We start from the raw sequence: 13,065 nt of genomic DNA, 5'->3' as shown, positions 1-13,065 counted from the left end.
CGAATGACATTCCAGCCTCCAAGATCGGTTACACCAATCGTATTGAGGTTGGCAAACCGCCAGTTTCTAGCCGGGGAAGCGGGCATCGACTTCTTCGATTTCGGTCTGTTCGTCGACCCGGATCGGGAGTTCGTTGAGCTTGATCAGGCGCCGCCATTTACGTTCAGTGGTGATGATGCAGTACCGCAAGGCGTCGATGCCGTGGTCGTTCAGTTTGATCGGCTCGTCTTTGCCCTTTTCGGTCGCTTTGGTGTCCCACACGTAACCGGGTATTTCCTTGAGCAGTTCCGGGCATCGGTCGGTGATTTTGAGCCGCCCAGCCGATACCAGTGCTGTCAGAGTGCGGATGCCGTACAGCACGTCCTTTTTGGCCAGGACGAGGTTCTTCACGCCGTCCTGCTTGAGCTGCATCCTGTAGTCGGTGGCCGAGGAGTCGACGATCACGTACCCGTTGAAACCGGAACCTTCGTCGCCGTCTTTCGGGTGGTGTGGGCGTTCCATCCAATCCCGGAGCCCTTGCGACAGTTGCACATTCGTCCACCGCGCTGATTTGTCGGACGCCTTGTACCGCCATTCGTCCATGCAGTACAGGACGTCATCGACACCGTGGCCGACCATGACCGCATGAGTGGGGTTGGTCGTGCCGTGGTCGACACCCACACCCGTGATCCACCGCATCTCCGGCAACTCGGCCCACGGAATTACGTGACGTTCCGGGTCGTACATGTCGAAGATTGCCCCGTCGGCGGCGACCCAGCGGCCCAGGATGTTGCGCAAATAGAAGAGACCGGTGAACTCGGCCTTGATCGACGCGATGTATTTGGGCGACAGGGTGGGGTTGTCGTCGAGGGTGAAGTTCCATGCCCGCAGGTCCATGTCCGGGTCGTCGGCCCGGTCGATGAAGTTGACCTTCAGAAAGTGTGCGGGGTTGTCTGGGTTCGTCGTCGCGAGGCAGCGGGCGCCGGGCACCGACAGGCGGGCCAGCAGCTGCGTCCAGAACGATTCCGGGAGCAGGGTTGCTTCGTCGACGAGCGCCAAACACGCTGTGAGGCCGCGCAGTTTGCCTTCGGACCGGACGTCGCTCGCACCGATCAGCCAGACCATGCGGCCGAAGATGACCGCGGTGTTCGAGCCGCGTGTGTGGTGCACTTCCTTCGCCCACGGCCCGAACACTGTCTCGTCTTGCATCGGCTCGAGGATGTTGCGTTCGATCGTTTGCAGGGTGCGGCCGGCGATCACGATCAGACCGGAGTCGGGGGCGTGTGCGACCGCGTCGTAGAACGCGAGGATGCTCGCGATGGTCTTGCCGGAGCGGACGGCGCCGGACCAGATTGAGATGCGGTATCGGCGGGATTCGACGATGCTGACGATCTGTTTGCGCGACAGTGGCAACCCGTCGAGCAGGTTGGCCGTGGCGTTCACTCGATGCCGCCGTCCTCGTCCTCGTCCTCCGTGCGGGCGGCGAGGGCGTCCGCGGCGACGAGTTCTTCGAGGCGGCCCATGAAGTTGCCGACCATTGAGGTGGCCTCGGCGGACACACCGCCCTTGGCTTCGGCGATCGCTTTCAGCTCGGCGGCTTTGTAGCTGCCGGTGAGCTTGGCGCGTTGGTCCATGATGGCCAGGGCGCGGTCGATGAACCAGGTCTGGCCTTCCTCGGCGTGGATGATTTTGGGCCAGATCGCGGCGAGCATGGCGTCGAGCCGGTTCAGCTCGAGCTGCAGGTACTCTTCGGCGTTCTCGCGGGTGATGTCCTTGACCGCTTGGGTGATGTAGCGGGAGACGCTGGAGCTGGATACACCCAGTTCCTGGGCGATTTCAGCTTGGGATTTGCCTTCGATGCGAAGTTCGAGCGCGCGGTTACGTTTCTGCTGCGTCTCGACCAGGGTTTCGACGGGGGTGGTTTTCTTGCGTGCCATAGTCGGCAGGACCTCCAGGGCGCGGCGGGCTCCTGGCCGGACTCGCGTTCTAGGTGGTGGGGACGGCTGCCACCTGGGCGAGCCGGGAAATCGGCACCACGCGGGTGCCGTTCTTGCTGTCGGCGAGCTGGATCAATGCCAGCCCGCCGCGTGTGTTGAGCACCCGGTAGGTACCGGGGTGGTCGACTCGGTGAACGATGTCGCCGGAGGTGATGGTCATTTCCACACTCTCGGGAGTCGGGCGTACGGGTCGATCTTCTCGGGGAGAAGGTTCAGTAGGTGCGCGGCGGTGATGATGATCGCGGTGCGCACGAGCAGCGGGTGCTGCTCCAAACCTCGGTCAACGCCCTCGGAGAGCAGTTCGCCCTCGGGGGCGACAACTTCAAGCGCAGTAACCGCGCCGGCGAGCACGAGCCACAGGTGCCCGGCCCGAATCCTTGTCCGCCACACCGTTCACTCCTCGTCGTCGACGACCACAATGTCGGGGCGAGTCATCGCGCTGCGGGTCTGCTCGAGCAGGCCGAGGAGCACGTACTCGGGGACGGAATCGTCGCGAGAGAATCGACATACCTGCGACCACGAGTCGCCCTCGTCGTCGTAGCCCCGGCGGACCCCGATCACCATGTAGTCGGTGAGTAAACCGGGATCGTCGTCGTCGATGTAGGCAGCCCAGACGGCATCGATAGCCGCCGTGAGCGCTTCGTCAGCTTCGCGCTGTTCAGGGGTTCGTGGCATTCGCCGCCCACCTCAGCTTGTCGGGTGCGTATCCGCCCCAGTGGGTTTCCTCGTCGCCGTCGCGGACCACGATCACGGGTGCCTGCAGGTAGCCGAGGTCACGGATCAGGGTGAGTGCGTCCGGGTCTTCGGTGACGTCGATCACCGTGTACTCCGCGCCGAGCTGCTCCAGCTTTCGTTTCGTTGCTTTGCAGGGCTGGCAGTCGGGGCGGCTGTACACGGTGATCAAGATTCGTCAGGTCCTATGGAGTTGTGGTCGACGATGCCGAGTTCGGCGGCGAGGTCGTCGAGGGCGCGGTTCATGTTGTCGCGGGCGGCTTCGAGGTCGCCTCGGGCGGCTTCGCTCGCGACGAGGGCTTCGCGTACACGTCGGCTGGCGTCGGCTGCGCGCTTCTCTGCCTCTTCGATGCGGCTGCTCATGGGAGCCGGATCCCGAGGTCGGGCAGCGGTGGCAGGGCGGGCGCGGGCGGGAGTTCGATCACCGGCAGCGGCGGAGGCACGTAGGCCAGCACTTCCTGCGGTGCAACGGGTTCCACCCATTCGGGCACGTATTCCGCGAGCGGGGTCGGCTGGTATGGCTGGCCGAGCTGCTCGAGCGGGTAGAAGTCCTCGGCCGATGGCAGCGGTGCCGGGATCGGCAGTTCGGGCAGGCTCCACGCGGGTGCTTCGGGGATGCCGGTCGGGGTTGACTCGGGTAGCCACGGGATCGGCGGCGGGGCGTCGATCATGTACTCCCCCGGCTCGGCGTCAGCGTACTGGTTGACCTCGTCGGTGGAGATACCGTGGTAGCCGCCGAGGAAACCGGCGACGCCCTGCACGAACTTCGCGGGATCGGACCAGGGGGCGGGCGAATCGCAGATGGCGTCGAACTCGCGGCACACCGACACAACTCCGTCGGCCGCGGCGTCGCGGGGACCGGGGTTCGCGGCGCCGGGGAACACCCCGGGGAGCGCTGAGTAGATGCCGTTGCTGGTTCGGGGGTCGCCGAGGACGATGGTGCGGTCGGCGGCGGGGTGGTCGATGACTTCGGCGCCGAGGGAGTGGCCGATGACGGTCACGTGCCCGTTGGGGCATTCGGCACGGTAAGTAGCGATTTCGCGGTCGAGGGCGGCGCGGCCGTCGAGGACGCTGTAGTCCTTGACCCAGGGGCCGGTCGGCCACACACTCGAGGTGTAGTCGGCTTCGACAACACGGTTGCCTTGGGCGGCCTGGTCGGCGAGGATCTCCCCCATCACCGTCGCAGCGCCCTTGCTGTCGGCGTAGCGTTCGCCGTTGCCGCCGACACCGATCACGATCGGACGGCAGTCTGGTGCCGCCGAAGCTGTGCCGGTGGCGAATACCAGTGGGCCGAGCGTGAATACGGTGGCGGCGCTGATCAGGGTGGCGGCGAGTCGGGTGCCGGTGTACATAGGGGCCTCCCGGCCGCTCGTAGTGAAGCTGGGCCCGCCGGACTCCCAGGTAGCGAAAACCGGTCCGGCGGGCGGGCCGCGGCGCGTAAACGCTGCCAGCGGCCCCGCCACCTGAGAAGCCCTACGGCCAGCGCTCGTGAGATGGCGCGGCGGCCCCGGATGCGGAATGGGGCACGAGGGTGGTGGCGAAATTTGTGGCGGGCGGCTATATTCGGGAGCTGAACGCCCCCGTGTTATCGCTGCCTCTGCCCCTGCATGCGGCGTCGCCTCTGCCGAGCAAGCGCGCGGGGGCTTCGCCATGTAAGCGTTGCGGTGGGGATTCTCCTGGCAGACACCGACTACCGATTGCGTTACCCCGCTCAGCGAGGTCGCACTACGCCAATACGCGCAGTTAAGACTGGGTGGGCAATCTGCTCGAGCCCTAAATTCCGTGGCTCGCCAAGGGGTCGCGCCAGTAGGATTCCGGGATGCGGACCACCGGAATCGCGAGCGCGCGGGTGAAGCTCAAGCGTGCAAAGCACCACATCACCTCTGTCATGGCTGACGTCGAGGCCTTCGAGCAGTCCGACCCGCATGGGATCAAGGCTGACTGGCTCTCCGCCGAAGAGACGCCGACTGAACTCGTCTACGCCATCAGCATCACCAAGTGGGGCGAACCAAACGCAGACCTTCCTGCGAAGCTCGGTGACTGTTTTACGAACCTGCGCGCCGCACTCGATCACTCGGTGTACGGCCATGCATGCACAACACTGGCGTCGAACAAGAAGCGAGCGCTAACCGATACGGAACGCCGCAACCTCTATTTTCCCCTCGCGAGAACACAAAAAAGCCTGGATGCGAGTGCCAAATTCCTCGCACCAAAAGTTCATTCCTTCGTAGTGAGTATCCACGACCTGGAGAAGGACTGGCAGTCAACGGATCCCAAGATTCGTCATCTGGCACTCCTGCGCGAGTTCGTCAACTACGACAAACACGAGGCTGTCATACCGGGTATGGCTGACCTGCACGTATCCGGGATCACAACTCAAAATTGCGTCGAGTTCATCGCGAACCGCGTGCAGTATAACAATGGGAAGGTCGAGATCGGGCGGCCCATCTTGCGGCTCCCGTTTCGAAAGCTGAGGGAGATCGCAGATGCTGAACGCCAAAACCTCTTGACCGGACTTACCGTCAAGTTCCCACTGGTGCTGCGTCTGCCGAACTATGTGCCGGAGACCAATCTCCACGTTGGTGAGCCATTGACCATCCCGCGTGAGCCCCCGTTGACCGAGACCCTACAAGGGATGTACGAGGCGGTGGAATCTGTCATTGACGAACTGGAAAGGCTAGGCCTCTAAGTCGACGTCTCGTCCGCAGCCGCAGTCCGTGCCACCCTTCGGACACGCGCGGTCTTCAACCTCGGCGGGGTCTTCGTATTCGTCGGCCCAGCGCAGCAATTCACGCTTCTCGCGGGTGCGCTGGGTCTGCTTATCCGGTTGGTAGCCGCAGCCTTCGAGGCAGCCGAAGCACTTCTTCGTGGCTCGGGTGCCGCGGCCGTACACGGTAGGCCGCCCACCTGATGCGCCGAGCATCCGCGCCACAGTTAGGTCGATTCGGCGACGTACTGGGCGTAGGCGAGCGCGACGTCTGGGTACAACGGGGCGAGCGTCCGGTCGATCTCGGACACGAACCCGTCGATGTGGTCGGGGTCTTCGAGACTGAGGTGGATTCCGACCGCCTCCGTGACGCAGCGGATCGTTACTCCGGGCAGTTCTTCGCGCTTCCAGATGTTCTCCACCAGGGGCCTTCCGGGGTCTCGCACACGGGGTCGTGACACATGCAGCGCAAACCGTCGATGACGCAGCCCAGATTCACGTCGGCGTCGTCTTCGTGGCCGTGTTCGTCGCGCCAGGCGGCGGTTTCGCGTTTCTCGCGTTGACGGGCGGATCCGTGGGTGGGCGGATGGCAGCAGCCGATCCCCACGGGCGGGCGGGCGGACGGCGTCCACGTCTCGACGACGCAACTTTCCGTCCTAGATGCGGTGGCCGGACTCGAACCGGCGGCCTCTGGGTTATGAGCCCAGCGTGCTACCAACTGCAACCACACCGCATTGACGTGCGCGAGGTGAGAGTCGAACTCACAAGACCGAAGCCGCTGGAACCTAAATCCAGTGCGTATACCAGTTTCGCCACTCGCGCGAAAACCAGCCCGTACCCGAAAGGGCGGGCTGATCGATTGCCAGGACGGGGAGAATCGAACTCCCGAAACAGCGGTTTTGGAGACCGCCTGGGCGACCAACAGCCCACGTCCCAATGCGGCAGGCGCCCTGCCGGGCGTTCTGCCATGTAGTCGCCCGCCGAAGCGTACTGGGGCTTTCGCCCTGCTCCGCGCATCCTGTGCGCGGCAATTCCCGTGTCCTCAGGAGGAGGCCGAAGCCCGCGAGGCCCGAGGCGAAGTTAGTGGGTGGGGAGTTGCCTAGACTCCGACCGGGGCACGGACCGTAAGGATTAGTACCCGGTGCTGCGATTTGCCCGCTGAGGCATCGGTTTCCGGCAGCTACGCCTTCCCTCAGGCACTTGCCCGTCAGGTTGCCGACATCGCACACATTCGCGGCCCGATCGCGCGGTAGCCGCTCACTCTGTCACCACCAGCGTCGGCCGCTAAACCGACGCTTTGTGCCCTCCGCTGGGGTCGAACCAGCAACATCCGGGGTTTGAATCCGGCACCTCTGCCAATTGGGTCAGAAGGGCAAAGCCCCCGCGCCCTGGAATTGAACCAGGTTCCTCCCGCGTTTGGGCGGGCGCTCTAACGATGAGCTAGCCGAGGACTGTTCAGTTGTCAGCGCCAGCCGGTGCATCTCGGCTGGGCAGGTTGTGTGCTACGCGATCGGGCTACCGATCCGGTTTTGGGCACACGAAATGCACGAGACTGAGAATAGCATCCGGCGGACACAGTTTCCGGCTTTCATTATCACAATTCGATAACATTCGCCGACGCCTATTCACGCCGCATCCCTCACACGCTCAGCAGGCTTACGCCGATGAATCGCCCTACCCGCACCATTCGGCCCATAGAACTCATCACGCGTGTACTGACCCGCAACAACCTCGGAAGCAGAATGACCGATATGCCAGCCGCCAAGGATATGCGGGCATTTGTACGCCTGGATATGCTCGCCCTTGAAACGCCGCTTCCCAGCGAGGCGCGCGTCCTTCCGAGACTGATACGCCTGCTTGTTGCAATACCGACACTGACCGAACGGGCGAGCATCCTGCGCACGACTCATGCCGCGTCCTCGATCACATCCACACCGAGCGCACCCGCGATATTCGGAGGCGCCCAATGCGCAGGTTTGAGTATTTTGCCGTCCTCGCGGCGGATCACTTTGCCGTCGACCAGCTTCGACATGTTCGACCGCTGCACCTCCGCCCACACGCGGTCCATCGGCAGGTGCAGCATGATCGCCAAACCGGCCAGCTGGTACATCGAGTGGTGCGTGGCGGCATCGACCTCGATTAGATTCTGGTCGACGATGGCTTTGCGGATACGTTCGTCTGCCCGCTCGAGCTCGTCACCGATGTAGGCCATTGTGTGTGTCGCATCGAAATCAGCCCAATGCGGGCCGTCGACGGCGGTCGGCAGCAGGTCGTGGATGTAAGTGCGGGCCAGGCCGAGCCGCAGCAGCAGGCCGGCGCGCACGTACAAGCTGTCGGCGATCGCGTCGGCCGCCTCGACTAGGTTGCGGGCCGCGAGCGCGAACAGGAGTTCGTCGCGTTCTTCCTCGATCAGTCGCACAGCGAGCGCGATCTCGTCGTCGGTCACCCAGCCCGGCGTCTCCCGCAGACGCACACCACAGGCGGCATTGAACTGTCGGACGTCGTTCCATAGGTCGCTCATCGTGAAACCTCCTCAGTCAGTTGGTCATCCAGGTACGTCATCGCCCGCATCAGGTCCTACTTCCGGGCTGTGTGGGTGAGGTGCCATGTGGGGCTGTTGTGTTTGCCGCACCGGTACACGCGGATCGGGCCACCCAGTGACGGGTTGTGGCCTCGTAGCGCACGAGTCGCGGCGGTCTTGGTGGGGTACTTGCGTTTCTGGCAGCGTGGAGGTTTCGGGTTAGCCACGGTCACGCTCCGCGTTCGCTTCCCGGACGAGATGCAGCAGGCCGAACACGACCAGCCCGCCCACGATCAGGAACCCGAGCACCACAACGCCGACGAGCAGCCACAGCACGAGCATCACCGCGGTCACTCGGCCACCTCGTTCGGTTCGTGCAGCGCGACCACGCGGGCGATGCCGGGTGTGAGTTCGTTGTGCCAATCCGCAGACTGCTCCGCCTTCCCCCGGGTCAGGTCCATCGGAATGAGCTGCGTGTAGCTGTTGGCTTGAACGAGGGCGGCGTACCCGAGCGGCTCCCGTTCGGCAGCGTCCCGGTCCCGGATCAGTTCGTCGACGACCTGCGTGTAATTGGTGCAGTCGGTCCGCAGTTCGCGGATCTCGGCCTCCAGTTCGTCGACCCGAGCGCGGGCGTCGTCACGTTGATCGAGGACGGCGTCGATCATGTCCGCCAACTCCGTGGACTTACCGTCCGCAGCCTGCCAGAGGGCGTTCCACCGATCGGTGTCATCGGCTGCACGACGGGCCTGCTGGAACGCCCGTGACTGCCACCCCTCCAGGTCGGCCACGCGGGCACGTTCGGTCAGCAGCTCGGCGGCGAGGCGCGCGATGGTGTCACGGCCCGGCTGGAACGGGGTCGCGGCCAGGTTCTCCAACTGCTTGGTGGTGAAGGAGTCGGTCACGGGATCACCTGCGTCATCGGCACCGCACCGGGTGTGCCCTCGTCGCACCAGTCCCACTCGATGTCAAACGACGGGCCGCTTCGAAAGTTGGTAGCCCACTTGCGTTCAACACCAGCAATGAGATCGGGCAGGGCTCCCACGTAATCGCACAGTTCGTCACGCCCACCGTTCTCGCGAGCCTCAGCGCTGATCGCAGCGACCAGGCGGCGGGTCTCCGGGTGACCGTAAGCGGTCCAACCCCAGTCGTCCTCGTGTGAGAACAGATGCACGCCGTAGTGGGCTGAACCGCACTCCTCCGGCGTGATCGGTGGGCGAACTTCACCGGGCGGCTCGACGCCGCGTTCAGCGGCTACACGAAGCTGGTCCAGGGCTGTGCCGCAGGCGACACACAGGTCGGGCCCAGCGAGTTGTGAGCGTTCGGCTTCCAGCGCGTCGGCGCGGTCGCGCAAGGCACGAACAACCTCTGGCAAATGCTCCCAAGCGGTATCTTCCGATGCGCCAAGGCTTTCGACGATGTGCGCAAGGACCACATTGGCCCGGTCGCGATCGCGAGTGACTTGCGCGAGATGACGGTCTGAGAATCGGTCAGCCACGACCGGCCTCCTTCGGGTATTCGTCCCACGTCTCTTCGTCGAGTTCACGGCCAGCGGCCTTCTTTCCGAGGCGCCAGTACTCGTCGCGGCTTTCGCCCGCGTGGTAGCAGTCCCAGGACCGGAATGCGTCCTCGGTCATCTGGTTGGGGGTCACGTACTCGCCCCACTGTTTGAAAAGAAGGGCGACCTCGGACTGAACGCACTGGTCGCGGAGGGAGCGCACCCAATCCGGGTGCATCGGCCGGGCGCCCCGACCTGACTCGCCGCCGACGATCACCCAGTCGAGGCACTCGATTCGCGACCATGGCGAGCAATGGTCTTCGTCGCCGCAGGCACTTGGGTCTTCCAGCGGCTCAAGGTACTGCGCAAGGTCGATCGGCCCGAGAAGCGGTTCAGCCGAAACGAACCGGACAGCCGCAGGTGTGTCGAGCAGGACCGGGATTCGAACGTCTGCCCACTTCTGGTCCTCAGCGGAGACGCCGAGCCACACGTTCGGGAGAGGCCAGGCATCGCCCATCACATCCGGCAACTCAAGCTCAACCGACTTGAACACCAACTCACGGAACGCATCCGATCCCAGCAGTGAACGCATCCGACCGGGCCGCTTCGTCAACACCTGGAACGTGTGCTGCTCCGCGTGCGCCATCACCCCGAACACCTTCGCGATGAACTCGTCCGGGATGCCAGCGTGGAACAGGTCCGACATGCTATTCACGAACACGCGCCGCGGCTTCCGCCACCGCAACGGCTCACCCAAACGCTCCGGGCGCAACGTCACACCGAACCCGTTCGGGAACTGCGGTGTGCCCGCGAACCGGTGCGCGATCCCCTCCGCGTAGCAGTTGTCGCAGCCCGGAGAGACCTTGTCGCAGCCAGTGATCGGATTCCATGTCTGGTCGGTCCATTCGATCGAGGTCTTACCCACGGTCGGACCGATCTCTGGTCAGGAGCTCCGAGACGGCCGCTTCCAGGAGGTCGCGGACGGCGAGCGGGTCGCGGTCGACGAGGATGTCGATGTCGGCGAACGGGTCACCGGACGCGAGCAGTTCAGCGAGTCGGGGGTCAGTGGGCATCGGTGGTCTCCTCGGTCAGGTATTCGAGTTCCCATGTCGGATGGAAGGGCAGCGGGTGCTTGTCGCCGTCGAGGCGGATGCGGAGGCCGCCGTGGCGAGCAGATGTGATGGTGCCGAGCCGCGGGGCTCCGTCGCCCGTGTACCGGACACGGCCGCCGCGCTTCGCTGGTACGGCGTAGTAGTCGCGGACGTACTTCATGCTCATCGACCGGCCTCCTGCTCCAGCCAGACCAACCGGTGCGTGACTCGCGATCCCAGATAGGCGAGCCAGTACAGCGGGTGCCATCGGCTGACGCGCCGGTAGCGGCCCCCGTGGAGTTGCCGCACGTACCAGCGGCCGTCCTCGCCTTCTCCGAGCAGGAACGGCGTGTCACAGAAAACCCGATCGGCGGTCTCGGTCCAATGCTCGACGCGGTCAGCCACGGCTCTCCTCCTCGCTGAGGTAGGTGTTCGGTCCGCAGTCGGTACCGCACTGGTCGCACCGCCACCGCCCGCCGGCATCACCGCTACGGCTGTCGTGCGGGCAGTCGGGGTCCTCGTCGGCATCGGGAGCGCACGACGGGCACAGGTGCGGGCCCGCGACCGTGACCGCTCGGCCCGCACCAGGCGTGACCCAGTCCGACGAGTCCATGTCCTCCAGGACGCTGGACTCGTCCGTCCATGCCCAGTAGTCGGAGCCCATGTCCGCCATGGTCTTGTCGCAGCCGTCGCACACGCCTTGATGCATGGTCACTTCACGGATCGCCATCAGGCCTCCTCGGTGGGGACGTACAGGACGGTGGCGGGGAGGTGTGGCACGCCGTACTGGCGACCCATCGTGAGTGCGCTGGACGCCCGCACCCAGCCGTACGGAGGCTCGGTGCTGATCCGTGTGCACCCGGCTTCGAAGAAGTCCACGACGATCGACCCGACTGGCAGCGCGTCCAGCTCGGCCCGGTCGGTGATCTCGCGGGCGGGTGGACGCCAGCCCGCGCGGACAATTCGCTCGGCCCCCTCACGGGCGGCGCAGAGGTCGATGCCAACGATGCGGCGCAGGATGTCGGCCAGGGTGTCGCGGTCACTCATCGCGGGCCTCCTCGGTGGTGGGCTTCGGGCCGGTCTTCTCGCCGGGCTCATAGGGCACGGTCCAGCCGAGCTTCTGGGCGAGCTGGCGGCGGGCTTCCGCGCCGCCCTGCCAGCGGTAGTAGTCGTGGTCGGCGCTCGGGGCCGCTTCTCGACAGGCGGTGACGTATTCCGGCCGCTGATCGATGTGCTCACGCACCTTGTCGAGCTGGGCGCGGGCGTCGTTGCGTTCCATCACGCGCTGTTCGCAGCTGACGTGGAGGTCGTGGTACTCGCGGCGGTGGGCGGCGCACGACACGTCCAGTTTGTTCACCTCGTTGCGGAGTCGTTCGATCTCGTCGGCCAGCGCGGTCAGCAGGTTGCGCGCTGCCGAGACGACACGGTCGCGGGGATCGATGTCGTCGGCGCGGAGGCGGTCGGTCATGGCGCGGGCATCGGCCACCAGGTCGCGGTCACTCGCCATCGGGCACCACCGTGAACAGGTTCTTGACGCGTCCCTTGTACAGGTCGCCGGGCGAGAACTTCGCAGGGATCGTCAGCCGCCCAACGACCTTGTTGTGCAACGACATATAGCCACTACCGCCCCACTCCACGAGCACATCAACGTGTTCTTCGGAGATCACGTCTGCGGGGAACAACTCGTACTGGGGGTCCAGTTCCTCCGCGTTGATCGCGGTCAGGAACTCAGCCAGCCAAGTCAACGGTTGTTCGTTGCCGTCGACCTGGAGCCAGAAAGTCCAGGTCTCACCCTCATGGTCGTTGGTCTCGGTGTAGCGCATGAACTGCATCAGGACTCCTCGGGAAGAAGTTCGGCCGCGCGCTGCCGGATCGATTCGTCCGCGCGGACCAGGTAATTGGCGAACCCGACGTACAGCTGCCCGACGTCACCCATCTGCATCGTCGGATTCAGGTCGAACCGGAGGCCATGCCCAGCGAGGTCGGTGACGAACGCTTCCAACTCGGCGACCCGCGCCTGCAACGCTTCGACAGTCGGCGGCGGATCGTCGAGCCGCCGGTACTTCGCGAGAAGACCGCGGTACCCGATCACCCGCCGACGCGTAGACCCGACAGTGCCTTTCACCATGAACTGGCGTTCACCGCACCACGCTGGCTCCTCACTCAGGACGACCAGCCCGCGCGTACCGTCCTTCGACTCCCACTCGGAACCAACCAGCTCAGAAGTCGTCATGATCGGGCACCCCCAACCGCAGCAACGGGACGCCCAACCGGTGCCACAGACGGCACACCTGCAGCCGATCATCGAAGGCACCGAGGACATGAAAGCGGTTGCGGATCTTCTCGTCGAAAATCTCGTACTTCACCCGGAAATCCGGCCGCTTGTCGCCTGCTTTGCGCATGTGCAGTTCGGTGAATGTCACGCCGTGGTTGAGCAACCAGTCAGCGGTCTCGGTCATGCAATCCGAATCACGGCCGGACAGGACAATGATCGCCGAATCCTCCGCCAGCTTCCGCACCACCTCGATCGTGTGCTTGATCGG

24 protein-coding genes and 4 tRNA genes are annotated in these 13,065 nt (G+C 64.7%); 1 reads left to right on the top strand and 27 read right to left on the bottom strand.

The features are described 5' to 3' along the window. Positions 1-66 precede the first annotated feature (66 nt). The 8 genes from NI2_RS27360 to NI2_RS27330 are packed head-to-tail and all read right to left on the bottom strand — an operon-like array spanning position 67 to position 4,060. Positions 67-1,422, bottom strand: coding sequence for a PBSX family phage terminase large subunit (locus NI2_RS27360; RefSeq protein WP_243750134.1), 1,356 nt, complete (start codon positions 1,420-1,422; stop codon positions 67-69). Continuing rightward, positions 1,419-1,916: a sigma-70 region 4 domain-containing protein gene (locus NI2_RS27355; protein WP_067496547.1), complete on the bottom strand. Its 498-nt coding sequence runs from the start codon at positions 1,914-1,916 to the stop codon at positions 1,419-1,421. Before NI2_RS27355 ends, NI2_RS27360 begins: the two co-directional genes overlap by 4 nt. Before the next feature lie 49 nt (positions 1,917-1,965). Continuing rightward, entirely contained in the window at positions 1,966-2,136 is a 171-nt protein-coding gene (locus tag NI2_RS34055) for a hypothetical protein (RefSeq protein ID WP_157104685.1), read from the bottom strand. Continuing rightward, on the bottom strand, positions 2,133-2,366 hold the full coding sequence (locus NI2_RS27350; RefSeq protein WP_067496543.1) for a DUF7427 family protein: 234 nt from the start codon (positions 2,364-2,366) through the stop codon (positions 2,133-2,135). The genes NI2_RS34055 and NI2_RS27350 overlap by 4 nt, the downstream gene beginning before the upstream one ends. 3 nt (positions 2,367-2,369) lie before the next feature. Then, positions 2,370-2,651, bottom strand: a complete 282-nt coding sequence (locus tag NI2_RS27345; RefSeq protein WP_067496540.1) for a hypothetical protein — start codon at positions 2,649-2,651, stop codon at positions 2,370-2,372. After that, complete coding sequence (locus tag NI2_RS27340) at positions 2,635-2,883, bottom strand: glutaredoxin domain-containing protein (RefSeq protein ID WP_067496537.1); 249 nt, start codon at positions 2,881-2,883, stop codon at positions 2,635-2,637. The genes NI2_RS27345 and NI2_RS27340 overlap by 17 nt, the downstream gene beginning before the upstream one ends. Beyond that, positions 2,877-3,071 (bottom strand): hypothetical protein, encoded by a 195-nt coding sequence (locus NI2_RS27335; RefSeq protein ID WP_067496534.1) that lies wholly within the window; start codon positions 3,069-3,071, stop codon positions 2,877-2,879. Before NI2_RS27335 ends, NI2_RS27340 begins: the two co-directional genes overlap by 7 nt. Then, on the bottom strand, positions 3,068-4,060 hold the full coding sequence (locus NI2_RS27330) for a lipase family protein (protein ID WP_067496531.1): 993 nt from the start codon (positions 4,058-4,060) through the stop codon (positions 3,068-3,070). Before NI2_RS27330 ends, NI2_RS27335 begins: the two co-directional genes overlap by 4 nt. Positions 4,061-4,527: 467 nt before the next feature. Here NI2_RS27330 and NI2_RS27325 point away from each other — a divergent pair, with 467 nt between their 5' ends. Next, positions 4,528-5,397: a hypothetical protein gene (locus NI2_RS27325; RefSeq protein ID WP_067496529.1), complete on the top strand. Its 870-nt coding sequence runs from the start codon at positions 4,528-4,530 to the stop codon at positions 5,395-5,397. A 245-nt stretch (positions 5,398-5,642) separates the two neighbouring features. Here the strand turns inward: NI2_RS27325 and NI2_RS27315 are convergent, their stop codons facing one another. The 19 genes from NI2_RS27315 to NI2_RS27240 all read right to left on the bottom strand — a co-directional run. Continuing rightward, positions 5,643-5,837, bottom strand: a complete 195-nt coding sequence (locus NI2_RS27315; RefSeq protein WP_067496523.1) for a hypothetical protein — start codon at positions 5,835-5,837, stop codon at positions 5,643-5,645. A 238-nt stretch (positions 5,838-6,075) separates the two neighbouring features. Beyond that, positions 6,076-6,149 (bottom strand) — tRNA-Met (locus NI2_RS27310). A 6-nt stretch (positions 6,150-6,155) separates the two neighbouring features. After that, a tRNA-Leu gene (locus NI2_RS27305) sits at positions 6,156-6,237 on the bottom strand. 40 nt (positions 6,238-6,277) lie between these two features. Beyond that, positions 6,278-6,351, bottom strand: a tRNA-Trp gene (locus NI2_RS34050). A gap of 364 nt (positions 6,352-6,715) precedes the next feature. Beyond that, a tRNA-Leu gene (locus NI2_RS27300) sits at positions 6,716-6,789 on the bottom strand. Positions 6,790-7,321: 532 nt separating this feature from the next. Next, complete coding sequence (locus NI2_RS27295; RefSeq protein ID WP_084476881.1) at positions 7,322-7,936, bottom strand: pyrophosphohydrolase domain-containing protein; 615 nt, start codon at positions 7,934-7,936, stop codon at positions 7,322-7,324. A 219-nt stretch (positions 7,937-8,155) separates the two neighbouring features. Further along, a complete protein-coding gene (locus tag NI2_RS35345; RefSeq protein WP_255284042.1) occupies positions 8,156-8,290 on the bottom strand; it encodes a hypothetical protein in 135 nt (44 codons plus the stop codon). Further along, a complete protein-coding gene (locus NI2_RS27290) occupies positions 8,287-8,838 on the bottom strand; it encodes a hypothetical protein (RefSeq protein ID WP_067496516.1) in 552 nt (183 codons plus the stop codon). The genes NI2_RS35345 and NI2_RS27290 overlap by 4 nt, the downstream gene beginning before the upstream one ends. Then, positions 8,835-9,431 carry a hypothetical protein gene (locus NI2_RS27285; RefSeq protein ID WP_133734261.1) on the bottom strand — a complete coding sequence of 199 codons (597 nt, stop codon included), beginning with the start codon at positions 9,429-9,431 and terminating at the stop codon, positions 8,835-8,837. The genes NI2_RS27290 and NI2_RS27285 overlap by 4 nt, the downstream gene beginning before the upstream one ends. Beyond that, complete coding sequence (locus NI2_RS27280; RefSeq protein WP_067496510.1) at positions 9,424-10,356, bottom strand: phage Gp37/Gp68 family protein; 933 nt, start codon at positions 10,354-10,356, stop codon at positions 9,424-9,426. Before NI2_RS27280 ends, NI2_RS27285 begins: the two co-directional genes overlap by 8 nt. Next, complete coding sequence (locus NI2_RS34045) at positions 10,349-10,504, bottom strand: hypothetical protein (protein WP_157104684.1); 156 nt, start codon at positions 10,502-10,504, stop codon at positions 10,349-10,351. The genes NI2_RS27280 and NI2_RS34045 overlap by 8 nt, the downstream gene beginning before the upstream one ends. Further along, complete coding sequence (locus NI2_RS27275; RefSeq protein ID WP_067496508.1) at positions 10,494-10,709, bottom strand: hypothetical protein; 216 nt, start codon at positions 10,707-10,709, stop codon at positions 10,494-10,496. The genes NI2_RS34045 and NI2_RS27275 overlap by 11 nt, the downstream gene beginning before the upstream one ends. Then, positions 10,706-10,927, bottom strand: coding sequence for a hypothetical protein (locus NI2_RS27270; protein ID WP_067496505.1), 222 nt, complete (start codon positions 10,925-10,927; stop codon positions 10,706-10,708). Before NI2_RS27270 ends, NI2_RS27275 begins: the two co-directional genes overlap by 4 nt. Beyond that, entirely contained in the window at positions 10,920-11,252 is a 333-nt protein-coding gene (locus NI2_RS27265) for a hypothetical protein (RefSeq protein ID WP_067496502.1), read from the bottom strand. Before NI2_RS27265 ends, NI2_RS27270 begins: the two co-directional genes overlap by 8 nt. After that, entirely contained in the window at positions 11,252-11,569 is a 318-nt protein-coding gene (locus NI2_RS27260; protein ID WP_067496501.1) for a hypothetical protein, read from the bottom strand. Before NI2_RS27260 ends, NI2_RS27265 begins: the two co-directional genes overlap by 1 nt. Beyond that, a complete protein-coding gene (locus tag NI2_RS27255; RefSeq protein ID WP_067496498.1) occupies positions 11,562-12,029 on the bottom strand; it encodes a hypothetical protein in 468 nt (155 codons plus the stop codon). The genes NI2_RS27260 and NI2_RS27255 overlap by 8 nt, the downstream gene beginning before the upstream one ends. Further along, positions 12,019-12,354, bottom strand: a complete 336-nt coding sequence (locus NI2_RS27250; RefSeq protein ID WP_067496495.1) for a hypothetical protein — start codon at positions 12,352-12,354, stop codon at positions 12,019-12,021. Before NI2_RS27250 ends, NI2_RS27255 begins: the two co-directional genes overlap by 11 nt. Next, the gene (locus tag NI2_RS34040) at positions 12,354-12,755 is read right to left on the bottom strand and encodes a hypothetical protein (RefSeq protein WP_133734262.1); all 402 of its coding nucleotides are present in this window, start codon (positions 12,753-12,755) and stop codon (positions 12,354-12,356) included. Before NI2_RS34040 ends, NI2_RS27250 begins: the two co-directional genes overlap by 1 nt. After that, positions 12,742-13,065 (bottom strand): phosphatase domain-containing protein (locus NI2_RS27240; protein WP_443093648.1); only part of this gene is annotated, 324 nt, incomplete at its 5' end. The genes NI2_RS34040 and NI2_RS27240, both read right to left, overlap by 14 nt.

The sequence above is a fragment of the Nocardia ignorata NBRC 108230 genome, assembly GCF_001612905.1.
In the GTDB taxonomy this organism is placed as follows: domain Bacteria; phylum Actinomycetota; class Actinomycetes; order Mycobacteriales; family Mycobacteriaceae; genus Nocardia; species Nocardia ignorata.
Note: the sequence above shows the minus strand (reverse complement) of the source record. Positions and strands in the feature narration are given on the sequence as shown.

Excerpts from the sequence above, each read along its gene's own strand:
- NI2_RS27255 (WP_067496498.1), bottom strand. The coding sequence starts at position 12,029 with ATGGCGAGTGACCGCGACCTGGTGGCCGATGCCCGCGCCATGACCGAC.
- NI2_RS27250 (WP_067496495.1), bottom strand. The coding sequence starts at position 12,354 with ATGCAGTTCATGCGCTACACCGAGACCAACGACCATGAGGGTGAGACC.
- NI2_RS27325 (WP_067496529.1), top strand. The coding sequence starts at position 4,528 with ATGCGGACCACCGGAATCGCGAGCGCGCGGGTGAAGCTCAAGCGTGCA.
- NI2_RS27295 (WP_084476881.1), bottom strand. The coding sequence starts at position 7,936 with ATGAGCGACCTATGGAACGACGTCCGACAGTTCAATGCCGCCTGTGGT.
- NI2_RS27265 (WP_067496502.1), bottom strand. The coding sequence starts at position 11,252 with ATGGCGATCCGTGAAGTGACCATGCATCAAGGCGTGTGCGACGGCTGC.
- NI2_RS34045 (WP_157104684.1), bottom strand. The coding sequence starts at position 10,504 with ATGCCCACTGACCCCCGACTCGCTGAACTGCTCGCGTCCGGTGACCCG.
- NI2_RS27345 (WP_067496540.1), bottom strand. The coding sequence starts at position 2,651 with ATGCCACGAACCCCTGAACAGCGCGAAGCTGACGAAGCGCTCACGGCG.
- NI2_RS27260 (WP_067496501.1), bottom strand. The coding sequence starts at position 11,569 with ATGAGTGACCGCGACACCCTGGCCGACATCCTGCGCCGCATCGTTGGC.
- NI2_RS34055 (WP_157104685.1), bottom strand. The coding sequence starts at position 2,136 with ATGACCATCACCTCCGGCGACATCGTTCACCGAGTCGACCACCCCGGT.
- NI2_RS34040 (WP_133734262.1), bottom strand. The coding sequence starts at position 12,755 with ATGACGACTTCTGAGCTGGTTGGTTCCGAGTGGGAGTCGAAGGACGGT.
- NI2_RS27335 (WP_067496534.1), bottom strand. The coding sequence starts at position 3,071 with ATGAGCAGCCGCATCGAAGAGGCAGAGAAGCGCGCAGCCGACGCCAGC.
- NI2_RS27355 (WP_067496547.1), bottom strand. The coding sequence starts at position 1,916 with ATGGCACGCAAGAAAACCACCCCCGTCGAAACCCTGGTCGAGACGCAG.
- NI2_RS27330 (WP_067496531.1), bottom strand. The coding sequence starts at position 4,060 with ATGTACACCGGCACCCGACTCGCCGCCACCCTGATCAGCGCCGCCACC.
- NI2_RS27275 (WP_067496508.1), bottom strand. The coding sequence starts at position 10,709 with ATGAGCATGAAGTACGTCCGCGACTACTACGCCGTACCAGCGAAGCGC.